Source organism: Sphingobium sp. BYY-5, assembly GCF_022758885.1.
Classification (GTDB): domain Bacteria; phylum Pseudomonadota; class Alphaproteobacteria; order Sphingomonadales; family Sphingomonadaceae; genus Sphingobium.
Window position 1 is genome coordinate 533245 of the sequence record NZ_JALEBH010000001.1, and the last position, 17168, is coordinate 550412.

At 64.0% G+C, this 17168-nt stretch carries 16 protein-coding genes; 10 read left to right on the forward strand and 6 right to left on the reverse strand.

The window, feature by feature from the left end:
- The first annotated feature begins 3 nt into the window (after window positions 1-3).
- From MOK15_RS02645 to MOK15_RS02670, 6 genes are all read left to right on the forward strand, one after another.
- Window positions 4-1134 carry a glycosyltransferase family 2 protein gene (locus MOK15_RS02645; protein WP_242930181.1) on the forward strand — a complete coding sequence of 377 codons (1131 nt, stop codon included), beginning with the start codon at window positions 4-6 and terminating at the stop codon, window positions 1132-1134.
- Window positions 1135-1195: 61 nt separating this feature from the next.
- A complete protein-coding gene (locus MOK15_RS02650) occupies window positions 1196-1948 on the forward strand; it encodes a methyltransferase domain-containing protein (protein ID WP_242930182.1) in 753 nt (250 codons plus the stop codon).
- Window positions 1949-1962: 14 nt separating this feature from the next.
- The gene (locus MOK15_RS02655; protein WP_242932609.1) at window positions 1963-3246 is read left to right on the forward strand and encodes a hypothetical protein; all 1284 of its coding nucleotides are present in this window, start codon (window positions 1963-1965) and stop codon (window positions 3244-3246) included.
- Window positions 3243-4388, forward strand: coding sequence for a glycosyltransferase family 4 protein (locus tag MOK15_RS02660; RefSeq protein ID WP_242930183.1), 1146 nt, complete (start codon window positions 3243-3245; stop codon window positions 4386-4388). The genes MOK15_RS02655 and MOK15_RS02660 overlap by 4 nt, the downstream gene beginning before the upstream one ends.
- Window positions 4385-5131 carry an FkbM family methyltransferase gene (locus tag MOK15_RS02665; RefSeq protein WP_242930184.1) on the forward strand — a complete coding sequence of 249 codons (747 nt, stop codon included), beginning with the start codon at window positions 4385-4387 and terminating at the stop codon, window positions 5129-5131. The genes MOK15_RS02660 and MOK15_RS02665 overlap by 4 nt, the downstream gene beginning before the upstream one ends.
- An 11-nt stretch (window positions 5132-5142) precedes the next feature.
- A complete protein-coding gene (locus MOK15_RS02670; RefSeq protein WP_242930185.1) occupies window positions 5143-6876 on the forward strand; it encodes an MFS transporter in 1734 nt (577 codons plus the stop codon).
- 198 nt (window positions 6877-7074) lie between these two features.
- Here the strand turns inward: MOK15_RS02670 and MOK15_RS02675 are convergent, their stop codons facing one another.
- Together MOK15_RS02675 and MOK15_RS02680 are read right to left on the reverse strand one after the other, a co-directional pair.
- Window positions 7075-8793, reverse strand: coding sequence for an amidohydrolase family protein (locus MOK15_RS02675; RefSeq protein ID WP_242930186.1), 1719 nt, complete (start codon window positions 8791-8793; stop codon window positions 7075-7077).
- A complete protein-coding gene (locus tag MOK15_RS02680) occupies window positions 8790-9659 on the reverse strand; it encodes an NAD(P)-dependent oxidoreductase (protein ID WP_242930187.1) in 870 nt (289 codons plus the stop codon). The genes MOK15_RS02675 and MOK15_RS02680 overlap by 4 nt, the downstream gene beginning before the upstream one ends.
- Window positions 9660-9757: 98 nt before the next feature.
- On the opposite strand from MOK15_RS02680, the gene MOK15_RS02685 reads away from it, so the two are divergent.
- Window positions 9758-11005: a threonine ammonia-lyase gene (locus tag MOK15_RS02685; RefSeq protein WP_242930188.1), complete on the forward strand. Its 1248-nt coding sequence runs from the start codon at window positions 9758-9760 to the stop codon at window positions 11003-11005.
- A gap of 114 nt (window positions 11006-11119) precedes the next feature.
- On the forward strand, window positions 11120-11938 hold the full coding sequence (locus MOK15_RS02690; RefSeq protein ID WP_242930189.1) for an arginyltransferase: 819 nt from the start codon (window positions 11120-11122) through the stop codon (window positions 11936-11938).
- A gap of 11 nt (window positions 11939-11949) precedes the next feature.
- Here the strand turns inward: MOK15_RS02690 and MOK15_RS02695 are convergent, their stop codons facing one another.
- Together MOK15_RS02695 and MOK15_RS02700 are read right to left on the reverse strand one after the other, a co-directional pair.
- On the reverse strand, window positions 11950-12924 hold the full coding sequence (locus MOK15_RS02695) for an RcnB family protein (RefSeq protein ID WP_242932610.1): 975 nt from the start codon (window positions 12922-12924) through the stop codon (window positions 11950-11952).
- Between the two features lie 170 nt (window positions 12925-13094).
- Window positions 13095-13580 (reverse strand): GAF domain-containing protein, encoded by a 486-nt coding sequence (locus tag MOK15_RS02700; protein ID WP_242930190.1) that lies wholly within the window; start codon window positions 13578-13580, stop codon window positions 13095-13097.
- Between the two features lie 103 nt (window positions 13581-13683).
- Here MOK15_RS02700 and MOK15_RS02705 point away from each other — a divergent pair, with 103 nt between their 5' ends.
- Window positions 13684-14649: a phosphatase PAP2 family protein gene (locus MOK15_RS02705; protein ID WP_242930191.1), complete on the forward strand. Its 966-nt coding sequence runs from the start codon at window positions 13684-13686 to the stop codon at window positions 14647-14649.
- Window positions 14650-14713: 64 nt separating this feature from the next.
- On the opposite strand, the gene arfB is transcribed toward MOK15_RS02705, so the two are convergent.
- Window positions 14714-15118: an alternative ribosome rescue aminoacyl-tRNA hydrolase ArfB gene (gene arfB, locus MOK15_RS02710; RefSeq protein WP_242930192.1), complete on the reverse strand. Its 405-nt coding sequence runs from the start codon at window positions 15116-15118 to the stop codon at window positions 14714-14716.
- Window positions 15105-15782, reverse strand: a complete 678-nt coding sequence (locus MOK15_RS02715; RefSeq protein WP_242930193.1) for an RNA pseudouridine synthase — start codon at window positions 15780-15782, stop codon at window positions 15105-15107. Before MOK15_RS02715 ends, arfB begins: the two co-directional genes overlap by 14 nt.
- A gap of 127 nt (window positions 15783-15909) precedes the next feature.
- On the opposite strand from MOK15_RS02715, the gene MOK15_RS02720 reads away from it, so the two are divergent.
- Window positions 15910-16860: an acyltransferase family protein gene (locus tag MOK15_RS02720; protein ID WP_242930194.1), complete on the forward strand. Its 951-nt coding sequence runs from the start codon at window positions 15910-15912 to the stop codon at window positions 16858-16860.
- The last annotated feature ends 308 nt before the right edge of the window (window positions 16861-17168 follow it).

The following is a 17168-nucleotide window of genomic DNA, read 5'->3' on the forward strand; positions in this document are numbered from 1 at the left end:
CCGGTGGCGACCAACCTGATCCTGGCCGCCGTCCTGCTGCTCTGCCTGGTGGCCGTGGCGTGGCCCTTCCTCTTCTACCCGCTGATCCTGCGCCTGCTGCCGACCCGGCCGGAACAGCCGGCCGGAGGGCCGCTGTCCAGCGCTTCGCTGCTCTTCTGCGCATACAACGAAGCGGACAGCATGGCGGAGAAGCTGGCCAACCTCGCCATGCTGCGCCGTCGCCACCCCACGCTGGAGTTTCTGGCGTTTGACGACGGCTCATCCGATGGCACCGGCGACCTGATCGAACGGTACGGCGACCTCGTGACCCTGGTGCGCGGCCCCGGCCGCAGCGGCAAGGCGCATGGGATGAAACAACTCGCCGCCCGTGCGCGGGGCGATGTCCTGATCTTCACCGACGCCAACGTGCTGCTGGATGAGGAAGCGGTCGAACGGCTGCTCGCCCGCTATGCGGACCCGCAAGTGGGCGGTGTGCTCGGCTCGCTCCACTACATCGGCGCGGATGAGTCCGCGACCGCCTCGGTCGGCTCGCTCTACTGGCGGTTGGAGGAAAAGCTGAAGGACGAGGAATCGCGCACCGGCAATGTGCTGGGCGCGGATGGCTCGATCTTCTCGATCCGGCGCGCGCTCTATCCCGATTTCCCCGATAGCGTTCTGGACGACCTCACCGTCTCCATGGCGGTGATCTTCGCGGGCAGGCGCCTTATCAAGGCGAAGGACGTGATCGCCCGCGAACGGCTCGTGACCGCGCGCAAGGATGAATATCGGCGCAAGGTGCGGATCGCCGCGCGCGCCTGGCACACGCACCGCCATTTGGCCCCGCAACTGCGGAAGATGGCCGCGATCGACCGCTTCAAATATGGATCGCGCAAGATCATCCGCTGGTTCGGCGGCGTCATCATCCTGATCGGCGCGCTTGCGGCCGGCGTGCTCGCCATGCGGATTTCGCCGATGCTCTATCTTGCCGGTGCGCTGGCTGTCGCTTTCGGTGTCTGGATCGGCGTCCGTTCGAAAAGCGGGCCGTTCGCCGCGCTGGTCGACGTGCTGATCGCCTATGCTGCCACGATACAGGGGGTGGCGAGGGCGATGAGCGGACGCACCGTCACGACATGGAACCCGGCCAAGTCGCGCTGACCCTCTCGCCAAGGGCGCGTGATATTGTATAGGCCGATATCGACCCCATGCGGAGAATGACGTGATTACTGTCCAGCGGGTGACGAAGGTCGCCGGCAAGTATCTGACCAGGGCGGCGCTCAAGCTCCGCAAGGCGCTGGGCGCGCGGGCGACACGCGGCTGCTCTGCTTGCGGCGCGAACGTCATCGGTTTCTTCCGCTATGGCGACAATGGTGAATGGGGCTGCCCCGAATGCGGCGCGTCGCCGCGCGAACGGCTGATGAACTGGCTGATCGAGCAGGGCAGGCTCCAGGTGCCGACGACAGGGGCCGTCCTGCACATGGCGCCCAATGAAACGAGCCTCGTGCGCCGTTTCTCCGCCGCCGCCGATTATGTCCCCGCCGATCTGGACCCGGCCCGCTACAACACGCCCAACATGCGCCGCGTCGACCTGATGGAGTTGGCGGACACGGATCGTTACGACATCTTCTACGCCAGCCATGTGATGGAACATGTCCCCGACGACAGGGCAGTGCTGCGCAACATCCACCGCGCGCTTAAACCGGGCGGCGAGGCGTGGCTGATCGTCCCATTATGGGACAAGTCGACCGAGGATGGCAGCTTCGACATCCCCCCGCGTGAACGCGAGCGTCGTTTCGGCCAGTGGGACCATGTGCGTCAGTACGGCCCCGATTTCGCCGATCGCATCCGTGCCGCGGGATTTGATCTGGAGGAGGTTGACGTGTCCTCGATCGATGTCGTCCCGCGCCATTTCTACGCGCTGGAGGACCGGCTGTTCCGCGCCCGCAAGCCGGTAGAGGTCGCTCCGCGGTGAGCCGCCTTGCGCGGATGGAAGGCTCCGCCCGCATCCTGGCCCTGGTGAAGCTCGCCAATGTAGGGCTGGTCCTGATCTGGGGCTTCGCCGTCACCTTCGTCTTCGTGCGCGTGCTGCCGATCGCCGAATTTCAGGCCTTCCTGCTGCTCGTCGCCTTCGGCAACTTCACCATCTCGGCGGAGTTCGGCCTCACCAGCATCATCTACGCCCGCCTGCGCCAGCACTGGCTTGGCAGCGGCGGCGGGGAGGCGGATGGCGGCTTCCGGCTGGAGGAGATGGGCGTGCTGTTCCTCTTCCTCGGCCTGCTGGTTGCCGGGGGGACGCTGATCCTGCTGGCGGCGCTGGCCATGGGCTGGTTAAAGACATCTATACCATTGCTTTTTCTTCTCTTTTTCCTGTCGGCTTGCCTCAATCTGCCGGCCTTGCTGGCCAAGCGGGCGCTGGCGGCGGTGGACGGCAATTTCCTGTGGGAAGCGTTGGACTGCGCGCGGCGCGTGGTGACGATCGGGCTGCTGCTGGCGATCCTGATCGGGCTTGATCCCCGCCTGTCGGTGGCGCTGCAACTGGTCGCGAGTATCGTGGTGATCGCCTATGCGATCGGCCATGTCCACCGGCGCCTGGGCATGGACAAGCGGCACTGGCTGGCTTTCCGCGTCGGCGGCGGCCATGTGCGCACCCATTATCTGCGCGATATCGGCGCGTCGGCGGCTTACACCGTGTCGGACATCATCGCCTATAACGCGCCCTATTTCACCATCGCCGCGATGACGGCGGATGCACGGCCGATGCTGGTGTTCGATTTCTTCTTCAAGATGTCCAGGTCGCTGTCCATGTTGGTGCGGGCCATGGTGGAAGCGGCGCTGCCGCGCATCACCCGCGCCTATCATGCGGGCGACCGGGCGCGGCTGCGGCAATTGCTCCTGCGCGCGCTAGGCGCGGCCATGATCTTCGCGCTGGGCCTCGCGGCGGTGCTGCTGGTGGCGGGCGACAGGCTGTTCGCCATCCTGTTCGACGGACGCGCCGCGATCGACCGGGCGGACCTTGGCCTTATCGTCCTGGCGCTCGTGGCGCTCACGGCGCTGTGCGTTTCCGTCTATATCCAGGCGGCGTTGGGGCGGTTCAGTCAGTTGCTCGCCTGTTCGTTGCCTTTCCTTGCCGGATCGCTCGCCAGCGCGCCGTTGGCGCGACTATTCTGGCCGGAGCGCTTCGACCTTGCTTTCCTTGCTCTCTACGCCTTGGCCCTGATCGGGGTAGCGGGGCTGCATCTTCTGTCCCTGCGCAGGCTGCTGCGCGCATGAAGGTTGCGATGCTCGATCCGTCGCTCTTCACCGGGCGCTATGACGACAGCCTGTGCGCGGCGCTGGCGGGGCAGGGTGCGCAAGTGACGCTGCTCGGCCGGCCGATGCGCACGACCGACGCCATCACGCCGCAGGGCTACAGCTACCTCCCCCATTTCTTCCGCTGCAGCGAAGCGTTGCGCGCCCGGATCGGGGAAGGACGCGCCTTCCGCCTCGCCAAGGCGGCGGAATATGGCCTTGCCTGCGCGCTGGGCGACCTTGCGCCGTTGACCGCCACCGATCTGGTCCATGTCCAGTGGCTGCCGCTCGCCCCGGCCGACGGACTGATGCTCAAGCGATTGAAGGGGCATACGGCGCTGGTCCACACCGTCCATAATGCCGATGCCTATCATGCCGATGCGGGATTGCAGGGGCGCGGTTATCGGGCCTTGCTCGACCTGTTCGATGCGCTGGTCGTGCATGGCGACACGACGCGCGACGCGCTGGTCGGGCAGGGGATCGATCCGGCGCGCATCCATGTGACGCCCCATCCGCCGATGCGCCTCGCCACCGCCACGCCCGAAGAGCTTGTCGCCATTCCGGCCCCGGCCATTCCGCGCCTGCTCTTCTTCGGCACGATCCGTCCTTACAAGGGCGTTGACCTGCTTATAGAGGCCTGCCTCCAGCTCTGGCGCGCCGGGCAGCGGTTCGAACTGGCGCTGGCGGGCAAGCCCTTCATGGATGTCGCGCCCCTGATCGATGCGGTAGCGCAGGCCGGTTTCGCCGATCGCATCATCACCGATTTCGGTTTCCTGACCGAAGGGCGGCTCGACGCCCATATGGCGCGGGCGGACATGCTGATCTTCCCCTATCGCCATATCGATTCGAGCGGCGCCTTCCTGTCGGCGCTGCACCATGGCAAGGCGATGGTGACGTCGGACGCGGGCATGTTCGGCCAGTTGCCGGATGGCGTGGCGGTGAGGACGCCGGCGGGAAATGCGCCCGCGTTGGCCCGAGCCCTCTTGCCGCTGATCGAAAGCACGGCCATCAGGCAGGACTATGGCGCGCGCGCGCGCAGCTATGGCGAAGAAATGGGGTCTTGGAAGGATATGGCGGTGGCGACGATCGGCATCTACGAAACCGTGCTGGCCGCGCGCGCATGAACCGCTATCTGCGCGAACTGGCCGATCGCAAGCTGGCGCTGCGCCTCGCCTTGTCCGGCCGCGTCCATCAATATCCCGAAATCCAGGCGCTGAGGCGCTTCCTGTCGGCCTTCGCGGTCGACTGCCTGTTCGACGTTGGCGCCAATCGCGGCCAATATGCGACCATGGTGCGCATGGATGCGGGCTATAAGGGGCTGATCCTCTCCTTCGAGCCCAATCCCGATGTGTTCGCCGAACTGGAAAAGAAGGCCGCTTCCGACCGCAACTGGCATGTCTTCAACATGGCGCTGTCCGATTTCGATGGCGTCGCCAGCTTCAACATCATGGCTGCTGACCAGTTCAGTTCCTTGAAAAGCCCGTCCGATGCGCAAGACGCCATCTTCGCCGATCGCAACAAGGTGACGAAGACGGTGGAGATGCAGTGCCGTCGGCTCGATACGCTGCTGCCTGAACTCATGGCGCAGCATGGCTTTGCGCGTCCCTTCCTCAAGATGGATACGCAGGGCCACGACCTGTCGGTCTGTGAGGGCGCTGGCGACACGCTGGCCAGGATGCTGGGCGTGCAGACCGAACTGGGCGTGCGGCCCATTTATGAAGGCGGCACCGGCTATCGCGCGATGATCGACTGGCTGGAGGCGCACGGCTTCATCCCCTCGGCCTTCTTCGCCAACAATAAGGGGCATTTCCCGTTGCTGGTGGAAATGGACGGTATTTTCGTCAACCGGACGCTGGTCGAGAACTGATCGTGGGCGGGATGGCTGGTCATATTTCCGCGCGCCGCCTGTTCCTGGCGGGGGCGATCGGCCTGGGGTTGTGGCTGGGCGCGACCTTCCTTTGGCATGTGACCTATCGTCAGGGCATCAGCCTGGCGGTCATCCTGTTACTGGACCAGGATTTTCCGGCGCTGCTCGGTTCCTTGCTGCTGCTGACTCTGGCTGCGCCCTGGGCGGAGGGGAAGGGGTTCGCGCTTCCCAGGCCGACTGCGCGGATCGTGGTGCCGCTGATCCTGCTGCTGGGAATTGCCGCCTGGGCGGGGCATTACGCCCTGTTCCAGGATTATGCGATCAGCCGCGATGAGGAAGTGGCGCGCTTCGCCGCCGCCTATATGCGCGAGGGGCTGTTCGCCCGGCCGATACCGATCGAATGGGAACCCTATCGCCGGGCGATCATGCCCGAATTCTTCTCCCCCTTCGGCGCGGCGGATTATTGGACGGCGGCCTATCTGCCGGTGAACAGCGCCATCCAGGCGATCTTCTGGCAATTGGGCGATCCCAATCTTGCCGGGCCGGTGCTGCTGATGGCGGGGCTGTTCGCGCTGTGGCGGGTGGCGCTGCACCTGATGCCTGATCGGCCGGACGCCGTGTGGGTGACGATGCTGCTGGGCTTTTCGTCCAGCCAGCTCTGGGTCACGGCCATGACTCCCTATGCGATGACCGGCCATTTCGCGCTCAACATGATCTGGCTGGCGCTGGTGCTGCGCGGAGGATGGGCCGGCCATCTGACCGCGGGCGTGGTGGCGCTGATCGCCGCGGGCCTGCACCAATGGCATTTCCCGCCCATCTTCATCGCGCCCTTCATCCTTTGGATGCTGCTGGCGCGGCGCTGGACGGTGGCGGCTTTCCATGCGCTGACGCTGGTCGCGATCGTCATCGTCTGGGCCAAGCTCTGGCCCGGCTTTCTGCTCCATGCGCTGGGCGCGCCGACCGATGTTCGCCCCTCGGCCGGTGTCGCCGACAAGGTGGGCAGCCTGTTCCAGCGCCTGGGCGACCGCTGGCAACCGCTCGTCAATTTGAGCCGCTACATCGCCTGGAACAATATATTGATGGTGCCGCTCGCCATGCTGGGGATGGCGGCGATGCGCTGGCGCAGCATGATCCGGGGACGGGAAATCGCCCTGCCGTTGGCGCTGGGATGCGTCGTCGGCAGCCTGCTCGCGCTGGCGCAGGGCTATGGTTGGGGCTTCCGCTACGCCCATGGCTTCATCGGTCCCTTCTGCCTGCTTGCGGGGCTTGGCTGGGCGCATTTCCGGCCCGAAGGCGCGATGCGGCCGGTCTTCATCGGTCTGGCCATCACCGCCCTGGCGAGCAGCTTTCTGGTCTGGCGTACCTATGAGTTCGTGGCGCCCTATGCGGCGAGCCACAAGCTGATCGATTCGAGCGAGGCCGATGTCGTGCTGGTCGATCCGCGCGGCGGTCTCTACGTCACCGATCTGGTACGCGGGCGCAATGGTGTGCCGGGCAAGCCGATGGTGATGAACCTGGGCATGTTGACGCTGGAGCAGGTGGATACGCTGTGCGCTTCCTATGTGGTCGAACTGTTCGACCGCGCCGAGTTCCGCCCGCTGGGCGTGCCGTTGGCGCGCTGGAACCTTGGTCGCATGGACGCGCTGCGCGCGCATATGAAGGATGTGGGCTGCGACAAACCGGTCCAGCCGCCGCTGCCCGAAACCTTCGAAGATGCGCTGAGCACCGCCGACAACGCGATGTAGGTGAAAGGGCCATCGAGCGATGCCTTTGACCTGATACCAAGACACATTGGTGAGAACTCATATGGACCTGTTCCCCGGCGAAAGCCGGGGTCCAGTTCGAACCGTGGATATGGACCCCGGCTTGCGCGGGGGAACAGCAACCAGTCGACCTTGATGAGTCATTCTCTCCGCAGCTTGCTATGATGAAGCGGACAGGCGTTATTGCCCCTTCACATAGACGCGCTTGCCGCCGATCCAGGTTTCCAGCACCTGCGTCTGCCGAATGTCGGCAGGGCGCGCAGCGCTGATGTCGCGGTCGATCAGCACAAAGTCCGCGCGCTGCCCTGGAACCAGGCTGCCGAACTTCTTCTCGGCAAAGCCTGCATAGGCCGCCTGCCGGGTGAAACCGTCCAGTGCCGCTTCGAAGCTCACCCGCTGTTCGGGCATCCAGCCACCGGACGGCTCGCCCTTCGCGTCCTCACGGCTCATGGCGACGGCGATGCCGGGGAAGGGATTGGGACTTTCCACCGGCACGTCGGAGCCGAAGGCCAGCGGCACGCGATTGTCGAGCATCGTCTTCCAGGCATAGGCGCCCTTCAGCCGTGCCTCGCCCATGCGCGCCGTCGCCATGCGCCAGTCCGACGCCTCATGCACCGGTTGCATCGACGCGATCGCGCCCAGCGGGCCAAAGCGCGGCAGGTCGGCGGGATCGATGATCTGCGCATGTTCGACGCGCCAGCGCCGGTCGCCCTTATAGGTTTCGTTCAGTTCCTGGATGGCGTCCAATATCTCGCCATTGGCCGCATCGCCGATGGCGTGGACGGCGACCTGGAAATTATCCATCGCCGCGCGGCTCATGATGTTCCGCAACTGCGTGTCGGAAATCAGGGTGAGGCCGCGCTGGCCCGGTGCGTCGGCATAGTCGGCCTTCAGCCACGCTCCGCGCGACCCCAGCGCCCCGTCGAGGATCAGCTTGATCCCGCCCATGCGCAGATGATCGTCATAGAGCCAGGGCGTCGGCTCCGGTCCGGCGATCAACACCATATTGTCGAGGCCGGCGGCATAGGACATGATCCGCACTCGCAGCGCCCCGCGATCGGCCGATCGACGGAAGGCCTGCCAATCCTCGATGCTGGTGCCCATGTCGGCGATACCGGTGATGCCCAGCGCCAGCAGCGTACGCTGCGCTTTTTCCAGCGCCAGATCGCGGTCCTTGGGCGCGGGCGGCGGCACGAATCTTCGGATCAGGTCCATCGCCTTGTCGACGAACACGCCCGCCGGCTTGCCCGCCGCGATGTCGATGCGCCCGCCCGCCGGGGCCTTGGTCGCCGCGGTCACGCCCGCCGCGCGGATGGCGGCGCTGTTAGCCCAGCCGGCATGGCCGTCGATCCGCTCCAGCCAGACGGGAATGTCGCCGACCGCCGCATCAAGCTCGGCGGCGGTGGGAAAGCGGTTCAGGCCCCAGGCTTCCTGATTCCAGCCGGTGCCGATGATCCATTTGCGTCCCGGATTGGCCGCCACATAGGCGCGAATCTTCTCCTGTGCCTGCGCCAGCGATGTCGTGTCGGACAGGTCGAGCGTGATGAGCGACAGGCCAAGTCCCATGACATGGCCATGCGCGTCGATCAGGCCGGGGATCATCGTCTTGCCGCCAGCGTCCAGCTTGAAGGCCGGCCCCTTGGGGCGTTCGGGCCAGGGCTGGCCGCGCTTGGGCTTCTGCGGCTTATATTCGGGTTCCTGATAGCGGCCGGGGATCAGCTTTTCGACCTTGCCGTCATCGTCGATCAGTAGCGCGCCGAAATGCACGATCTTGCCATTCGCATCGAGCGAGATGCCGTTCACATTGTCGATCACGCCGGAAGCGAGCGCGGGCAGGGGGCAAAGGGCAAGCGCGATCGCGACGCTTTTGAACGCGCTGGAAGACAGATATCTGGTCATGCTCGGGTAATTCTCCGCACCAGTGCGCTGGTGTCCTGCCGATGGCCACCCATGGCCTGCACATCGGCATAATATTGATCGATAAGGGCCGTCACCGGCAGGGTGGAGCCATTGGCGCGGGCTTCCTCCAGTGCCAACCCCAGATCCTTGCGCATCCAGTCGACGGCAAAACCGAAGTCGAACTGGTCCTGCGCCATCGTCTTCCAGCGGTTGTCCATCTGCCAGCTTTGCGCCGCACCGCCGGAAATCGCCTCGAACACCGCGTCCAGATCGAGTTCCGCCGCCTGGGCGAAGCGCAGCGCTTCGGCCAGGCCCTGGATCACGCCCGCGATGCAGATCTGGTTTGCCATCTTGGTCGTCTGGCCCGCGCCCGCGCCGCCGACATGGACGATGCGCGCGGCATAGGCCTGCATCACGATCTTCGCTGCCGCCACCGCCGGCTCGCTGCCACCGCACATGATCGACAGCCGCCCGTTTTCCGCGCCCGCCTGTCCGCCGGACACCGGCGCATCGACGCTGTGGATGCCCCGGCTCTCCCCCTCGACGAACAATTGCCGGGCGATTCGGGCGGAAACAGTGGTGTGGTCGATGAACAGAGTGCCGGGCTGCATCGCGCGGAAAGCGCCCTCACGCCCCAGCGTGACCTGCGCCAGATCGTCATCGGTGCCGACGCAACTGATGATGATCTCGGCTTCCTCGGCCGCTTTGGTCGGACTGATCGCTACCTCACCGCCATAGGTCTCGACCCAGCTCTTCGCCTTGCCGATGGAGCGGTTGTAGACCGTCAGCCTATGCCCTGCTTTCGCAAGATGGCCTGCCATCGGGGCGCCCATCACACCCAAGCCGATAAACGCGATCCTAGCCATCAAGCCTCGTATAATTCGTGCGTCTAGCCCCGCCATAAGGCCAGTTTTCGGACAGTGCCAGTTTCTTCGCCCGCAATTTTCGTTTAGGGGGCGTGCCCATGAACACGCTAGCCAAGATCGAAAGCGCGCTGCCGCTGCCCGTCACCGTCGATGACATCCTTGCCGCCCGCACCCGTATTTCGGGCGCGCTGGTCAAGACGCCGACGCTGATTAGCCAGACGCTGTCCGACATGCTCGGCTGCAAGGTCTATCTCAAGTTCGAAAATCTTCAATTCACCGCTGCCTACAAGGAACGCGGCGCACTCAATCGCCTGCTGCAACTGGACGAAGCGTCGAAGGCGAAGGGCGTCATCGCTGCGTCGGCCGGCAATCATGCGCAGGGCCTGGCTTATCATGGCAAGCGGCTGGGCGTGCCCGTCACCATCGTCATGCCTACCACGACGCCAGTCGTGAAGGTCACGCAGACACGCAGCCATGGCGCGACGGTGGTGCAATATGGCGAGAAGTTCGATGACGCCTATGCCCATGCCCGCACGCTGGAGGTGGAGCAGGGGCTGACCTTCATCCATCCCTTCGATGAACCGGATATCATCGCCGGGCAGGGCACGGTCGCGCTCGAAATGCTGGAGGACGCGCCGGAGATCGATACGCTGGTCATCCCGATCGGCGGCGGCGGGCTGTTTTCCGGCATGGCGACGGCCGCGCGCGCGATGAAGCCCGACGTCAGGCTGGTCGGCGTGCAGGCCGAGCTTTATCCGTCCATGTATGATTTCATCAAGGGCGTCGATCTGGTCTGCGATGGTGACACACTGGCCGAGGGCATCGCGGTCAAGCAGCCGGGCGAACTGACCCGCCGTTTTGTCGAGCGGCTGGCCGACGACCTCCTGCTCGTCACCGAACGCCGGCTGGAGGAAGCCGTGAGCCTGCTGCTCCAGATCGAAAAGACGGTGGTGGAAGGGGCAGGGGCCGCAGGCCTTGCGGCCCTGTTGTCCTATCGCGAGCAATTTGCCGGGCGCACCGTCGGCCTGATCCTGACCGGTGGCAATATCGACACACGCCTGCTCGCCAATGTGCTGCTGCGCGATCTGGCCCGGTCCGGTCGTCTGGCGCGCCTGCGCATCATCCTGCAGGACCGCCCCGGCGCGCTGTTCCATGTCGCCCGCATCTTCGACCAGGAAGCGGTCAACATCCTGGAACTGGCCCATCAGCGCATCTTCACCAACCTGCCAGCCAAAGGTCTGACCCTGGACGTGGAGTGCGAAACCCGCGATCAGGCGCATCTGGAGCGTCTGATTACGGCACTGGCCGAAGCGGGTTACGAAGTCGCGCCCATCGAAGTTGCATGAATCGAACGTGCCGCCCCCTATTTTCATAGTAAATGCCCTTTTCAGCGGGGCATGAGGGCGGCATAGTTCATCCATGGACGATCAGCGGCATAACGTAGGAAAGGAGAGGCAAGCGTGACGGCGCCTTTTCGATTCCCGCGTTTCTTTGTCACCAACCCCAGCCCTTGCCCCTATCTTCCCGGCAAGAGCGAGCGGAAGGTGTTTACCGAGCTGAGCGGGGACAATGCCGCCGAACTAAACGACGCCTTGGGCCGGATCGGTTTTCGCCGCAGCCAGAATGTCGCCTACCGGCCGAGTTGCGCGGATTGTTCGGCCTGTGTCTCGGTACGGGTCGTTGCCAATGAGTTCCGGCCCAACGCGACGCAGCGCAAGCTCCTGCGCCGCAACGATGATCTGGTCATCACCGCCTGCAAGCCCTGGTCGACCGAGGAGCAGTTCGCCCTGCTCCAGCGCTATCTCCAATCCCGCCATCCCGGCGGCGGCATGACCGAAATGGACGAGATGGACTTTGCCGATATGGTCGAACAGTCCCCGGTGGACAGCCATGTCATCGAATATCGCGAGCCGACCGTTGATGGACGGACGGGCAAGCTGGTGGGCGCCTGCCTGACCGATCGGCAGGGCGACGGCTTGTCGATGATCTACAGCTTCTTCGACACCGAATTGCCGCATCGGCAGGGGCTGGGCAATTATATCATCATGGACCATATCCTGCGCGCTGCGAGCGCCGGGCTGCCCTATGTCTATCTGGGTTACTGGGTGAGCGGATCGACCCGGATGCAATATAAGGTCCGCTATCGCCCGCTCGAAAAGCTTGGGGCCAGCGGCTGGGTGCGTTTCGACCCGGCCGAACAGGCGCAGGTGGTTCGCACCGCGCCGCGCCGTACCGATCCATCATTGCCCGTGGAGCTTGCGGCTATCCTGCGCAAATAATCCCGCTGACCCTATTTGCAGCGGCAGGCGCGGCGGACCTTTCGCACCGGTGTCCGGTAAGCGACCCTCTCGGTCACATAGGTCGTGGTCGTCGTCGTGGTGACGGCGGGCTGCACCGTCACGGTGGTCACGATCGGCGCGGGGTAATAATAGCCGCCTGCGCTATAGCCGCCCATCGGCACGGGACCAGCACCCCAATGCGGCGCGATGGCATAGGGTGGGGCGTCATAGTCTACGCCCGCGCCACGCACCTCGCCCTCGAAACGGCCGTCGTAGGTGCCGCTGACCTTGCGGCCGTCATCGGTGGTCCATGTGCCGGTCCAGCGGCCTTCATATTCGTTGGCGCTGGTCACTATATCGTCGGCATAGCCATAACCGTCATCATAGCCCACGCCCGGCCGGCGCGGCGATGGGGCGTCCCGGCGCGCATCCTCCGCCTTGTCGATCGCCATACCGGCAACCGCGCCGACGCCGGCGCCGATCAGCGTCCCGGCGGTCCGGTTGCCGCGCCCGGCGATGCGATTGCCTGCCACGCCGCCCACGACCGCGCCGATCGCCGCTCCACCCACGCCATTGTCGCGGCGTGGCGCGTCATAGCCGCCTTCATAGCGACCCCAGTCGATATCGTTGCGATAGTCATAGACCCGGCCATAGCGGTCGGTCATGACCGCATCGTCATAATAGCGCGACCAGCCATAGCCGGAGGCGGGAACGGGCAGGCCATAGGCGCCGTAATTGGCGATATAATAGCTGGGGCTGATCCAGTAGCGCGGCAGGATGAAGCCGTAGACCGGACGCCGATAGCCGGCCCAGCCGCCGGGCGCGCGCCAGCCGGCATACCAGCGGCCATTCTGCCGTGGTCCCCAGCGGTGCATGTCGTTCGCGGCAGAAACGCGCGGGCCAGGGTTGCCGCCCGCAAACGCCGGCGATGCTGCGCCTGCAAGAGCCAGGGTGGCGCCCATCAGGACCAGAGCCGGCATTCGCATCATATATCTCCCCGTTGCCGCGATGCATCCACCGGACGGACGCGATCAAAATGCTGACATATCGTTTAACATGATGATCCGCGTCCATCCACGAGTCCCATCCAGCGATGCTGTCCCGAAACGGGGCGGACCGCCGGTGCGAAAACGAGCAGAAGGCCGGGTTGGGGGCTTCAGGCGATCCGCTTGGCGATGAGGGCGACGAGCGCTTCCAGTCCCTTCGCATCCTCCGTATCGAAGCGGGCGACGCGCGGGCTGTCGAGGTCCAGCACGCCGACCACCCGGCCGTCCACCAGCAGCGGCAGGACGATTTCGGACGCGCTCGCCGCATCGCAGGCGATATGACCGGGGAAGGCATGGACGTCCGGCACGAGCTGGGTCTCGCCCGTCCGGGCCGCCGTCCCGCAGACGCCCCGGCCCAGCGGGATGCGGATGCAGGCCGCCTTGCCCTGGAAGGGGCCAAGCACCAGTTCGTCGCCAATCATCCGATAGAAACCCGCCCAGTTGAGGTCGGGCAGAAATTGCCAGATCAGCGCGGACAGGTTCGCCATATTGGCGACAGCATCCGGCTCGTCCCGCGTCAGCGCGTCAGCGGCGGAAAGAAGATCGGCATAAAGGGTCGCCTTGTCGGCGTCTGCGGTGGGAGCGAAGTCGTACATCACTGCTCCTTAAACGGAGTCTGGGCGATCGCCTAGCATCCTGATCTTTAGTGGTTAGTAACCTTGTTTGCTTAGGAGGGCGGAACTTGCGGAGAAGATATCGATGGCCAGCATGAAGAAGATACCGCCGGAAATCGGCATTTCCTTGGCGATGTTGGCAGCGATGCTATTGTTCTCAGTCGTGTTTCGGCTTCCGATCATTTTTCCGGCCGGTGAACGCGCTGCCTATGTTGGGATTCATTATCTCTATCCGCTCATCGGTGTAGGTATCTGGGGTATATTTGCTTATTTCGGGCAGAAGAAAGCGTTAGCACGGACATTTTTGATCGCGTTGCCCTGTTATGTCGTCGTTCTTTTTGCTCATTTCAATATAAAACTGTGGATTCCTCACATAAATCCACTTGTTTATGACGAATTATATTGGTCTATCGATCAATATTTCCGCCCGGTTGTGGATATCTGCATGGCTATGCGTCGGATGATGGCGTCGTTCATACCTTATGAATCGAATTTTTACATGGTCGGCTATATTGCAATGTTCTATTGCAGTTTCTGCTATCATGCGGTGCGAACGCCGGAAGCTTTTTCGGAACTGGTCATTGCTGCGCTTCTGTTGCAGGTCATCGGTACGCTGGCCTATCTGGTTGCGCCGGCTGGCGGCCCCTTCATCTACGAACAGGGCCTCGACCCGATCGTCACCAACGGGCAGAAGAGTATGCTCGATTTTTATCAACATTCGGTTGCCGAAGGGCCGGTTTGGCTGGAGCGGAATGGCGGGGTTGCCTTCACCGTGGGGCTTGCGGCGATGCCGTCTCTGCATACCGCCGCAGCCTGTCTCTTTTTGGGCTTCGCGTGGCGGCATGGCCGCATATTGCTGCCGCTTTACGGTTTCCTGACATTTTTCATCATGGTGACTGCGGTTGCGACGCGCTGGCACTATCTGATCGATCTGCCCGTTGGCGTCTTGATCGCGTGGGTGTCGTTGATGGTGGCTAAAAAATTGTCACGGAGCGTGAGCGAAGAGGGCGCCACTACAATGCCCCCGATGCTCCAGCCCGAACCGGCCTGAGCCTGGTCGCGGCTGCTATGATGCTCGCTTTTGTCTCGCGACAGGAGCAAACATCCGTTCAGCTTCACTCCATCCGCACCTTACCGCGTCCCTGCTTCACCGAACTGCGCGCCTTCTTGGCGTCGACGCGGCGGGCTTTGGCCGCTTTGCCCGGCTTGGTGGCGATGCGGCGGGCGTCGCGTTCATGCGCCTTGGCGATCATCTCGGTCAGGCGATCGCGCGCGTCCTGGCGGTTGGCTTCCTGCGTGCGGAAACGATTGGCCTGGATCACGATCTCGTTGGCGGACGTCAGGCGCGATCCCGCCAGTTCCTTGATCTTGCGATAGGCGTAGGGCGGCAGGCCGAGCTTGAACAGGGTGACGCGCAGTTGCACTGCGGTCGCGACCTTGTTCACATTCTGCCCGCCGGGACCGCCGCCGGTGATGAAGCGCTCTTCCAGCGCATCATCGGGAATCTCAAAGTCCGGCATCGTCCAGTATCTCCGGCCCGAAACCGGCGGCGGTGAAGGTCGCGGGCAGGGGCGCGGTGGCTTCCGCAGCAGGCTTGTCGCCGCGCGGCATACTCAGGAAGCGGCTGTGCAGCAGCATCGCGCCGACACCATCGCCATAGACCGGATCGCCGACGATGCCGAAGCCCAGCCCATGCTGGGCATGGACGCGGATCTGGTGGGTGCGGCCGGTTTCGGGGGTGAAGGCGATCAGCGCGCGGCCGTCCTTTTCCGCCAGCTTGCGCCAGTGGGTGACGGCGGGCTTGCCCGCCTTGGCCGCGATCATGCGCCAGCCCTGCGCGGCAGTGCTGACCTTCTTCAGCGACAATTCGATCGTGCCTTCGTCTTCGGCTGGCACGCCTTCCAGCACCGCGACATAGCGTTTGGTGACGGTTCCGGCCTCGAACGCGGCGGCGAAGCGCTTATGCGCCTTGGGATTGCGGGCGAGCAGCAGGCAGCCGCTGGTGTCGCGGTCCAGCCGGTGGACCGGCAGCGGCCAGCGCTGGAAGCCGAAGGTCAGCGAGGCGAGATGATTTTCCAGGGCGATCGACCCGTCGCGCGGCGCATCCACCGGCAGGCCGGCGGGTTTGTCGAGGATCAGGGCCTCGCCATCGAGGAACAATACATGGTCGGTAAGAAGGGCCAAGAGGGGTATCCGATCGGGATTAAAGCGATTTCCAATCAGATGGAATCATCTGATGACTCGGAAATCGCGTTAACACAAAAATGGGAGCGATTGACGCGCGCGCGGCATCCTATAGGGCGTGAGGGCGATGGAGAACAGGGGGCATCCGCAGGCGCAATTCCGGCTCGACTGGGTCGATGTGGCGCGCGGGATCGGCATCATCGCCGTCGTGGCGGGTCATGTCTGGACGAGCGGGCCGTTGCGCAATGCAATGTACAGTTTCCACATGCCGCTCTTCTTCCTGCTGTCGGGGATGCTGTCGCGCTCGCATCCGGTGGGCGATTTTACCCGTCGTCAATGGGTCGGCCAGATGCGGCCCTATGCCGCCTTCCTGATCCTGCTGATCGTCGCCGACCAGATCATCGAGCGGTTGAAGGGCAATTTCCCCATCTTCCACCAATGGCCGGAGGATGTGGCGCCGATCCTGCTGGGCGGTTCCTGGCTGCGCGGGCCGTTTACCATCTTCTGGTTCGTGCCCTGCCTGATGGTGGCGCGCATCGCGTTCAATCTGGCGCTTTCCCGCTGGCCCGATCCGCTTGATCGGCGCTGGGCGACGGTCCTGCTGCCCATACTGGTTCTGGCCTATGCGTTGGGCCAGGGGACGGCAATTTCGCCGCTGGGATTGCTGAGTGTGCCGATGGCGTTCGTGCTGCTCTGGATCGGGGCGATCTGGCCGCGCATTCCCTGGCATAACGGGATGATCCTGCCATTGGCTGCTCTGGCCTGGGCGGGGCTGGCAGGGCTGATGCCGACGCTGAACATGAAGGCCGCCGACTATGGCTGGCCCTTGCTGTCGATCGCAGCGGCGGTGGCGACGTCGTTCCTGATCTTTCGCCTGTCAGCCCTGGTCGCGCGCTTTGCCGGACCGGTTGCGGCGTTGGGGCGGGCCTCGCTGGTCATCATGTACTGCCATGTCGCGGTGATCCATTATCTCTCTCCCTATCTCGGTAAAGCGGCGTTGCTGGGGCTTGCGTTGCTATTGCCCTTCCTGGCCTTTCGCCTGTTGCGGGTCACGCCGCTGCGGCGCGTCTTTCTTTAGGGCCAGGGTTCAACGCAACGCCGTCGAGCGCATGTTCTGTTGCAGGATCGCCGCCCGCTATGACAAGCTCGCGGCGATCACTTATTGAAGGTCAAACTTACAATTCAGGCACGATGTGCTGAGGCTATCGTAGGTGGCTGCGTCAGAATCAGGGTCAGAAGAGACCCAGGTGAGCGGATCCTTGCCACAGCGTGGACAGCGAAATTCGGAGATATGCTTGTTCTGAACAAATAATAATCGGGCTGACACTATTAGGCCAAGGCCAAATATCACGACGAACGGTATATTCTGTCCGGCTGCGGATAGCG

Coding starts and splice junctions, on each gene's coding strand:
- MOK15_RS02665 (WP_242930184.1), top strand. CDS start 4,385: ATGAACCGCTATCTGCGCGAACTGGCCGATCGCAAGCTGGCGCTGCGC.
- MOK15_RS02660 (WP_242930183.1), top strand. CDS start 3,243: ATGAAGGTTGCGATGCTCGATCCGTCGCTCTTCACCGGGCGCTATGAC.
- MOK15_RS02675 (WP_242930186.1), bottom strand. CDS start 8,793: ATGACCAGATATCTGTCTTCCAGCGCGTTCAAAAGCGTCGCGATCGCG.
- MOK15_RS02695 (WP_242932610.1), bottom strand. CDS start 12,924: ATGCGAATGCCGGCTCTGGTCCTGATGGGCGCCACCCTGGCTCTTGCA.
- MOK15_RS02685 (WP_242930188.1), top strand. CDS start 9,758: ATGAACACGCTAGCCAAGATCGAAAGCGCGCTGCCGCTGCCCGTCACC.
- MOK15_RS02680 (WP_242930187.1), bottom strand. CDS start 9,659: ATGGCTAGGATCGCGTTTATCGGCTTGGGTGTGATGGGCGCCCCGATG.
- MOK15_RS02670 (WP_242930185.1), top strand. CDS start 5,143: ATGGCTGGTCATATTTCCGCGCGCCGCCTGTTCCTGGCGGGGGCGATC.
- MOK15_RS02720 (WP_242930194.1), top strand. CDS start 15,910: ATGGAGAACAGGGGGCATCCGCAGGCGCAATTCCGGCTCGACTGGGTC.
- arfB (WP_242930192.1), bottom strand. CDS start 15,118: ATGCCGGACTTTGAGATTCCCGATGATGCGCTGGAAGAGCGCTTCATC.
- MOK15_RS02705 (WP_242930191.1), top strand. CDS start 13,684: ATGGCCAGCATGAAGAAGATACCGCCGGAAATCGGCATTTCCTTGGCG.
- MOK15_RS02700 (WP_242930190.1), bottom strand. CDS start 13,580: ATGTACGACTTCGCTCCCACCGCAGACGCCGACAAGGCGACCCTTTAT.
- MOK15_RS02655 (WP_242932609.1), top strand. CDS start 1,963: ATGGAAGGCTCCGCCCGCATCCTGGCCCTGGTGAAGCTCGCCAATGTA.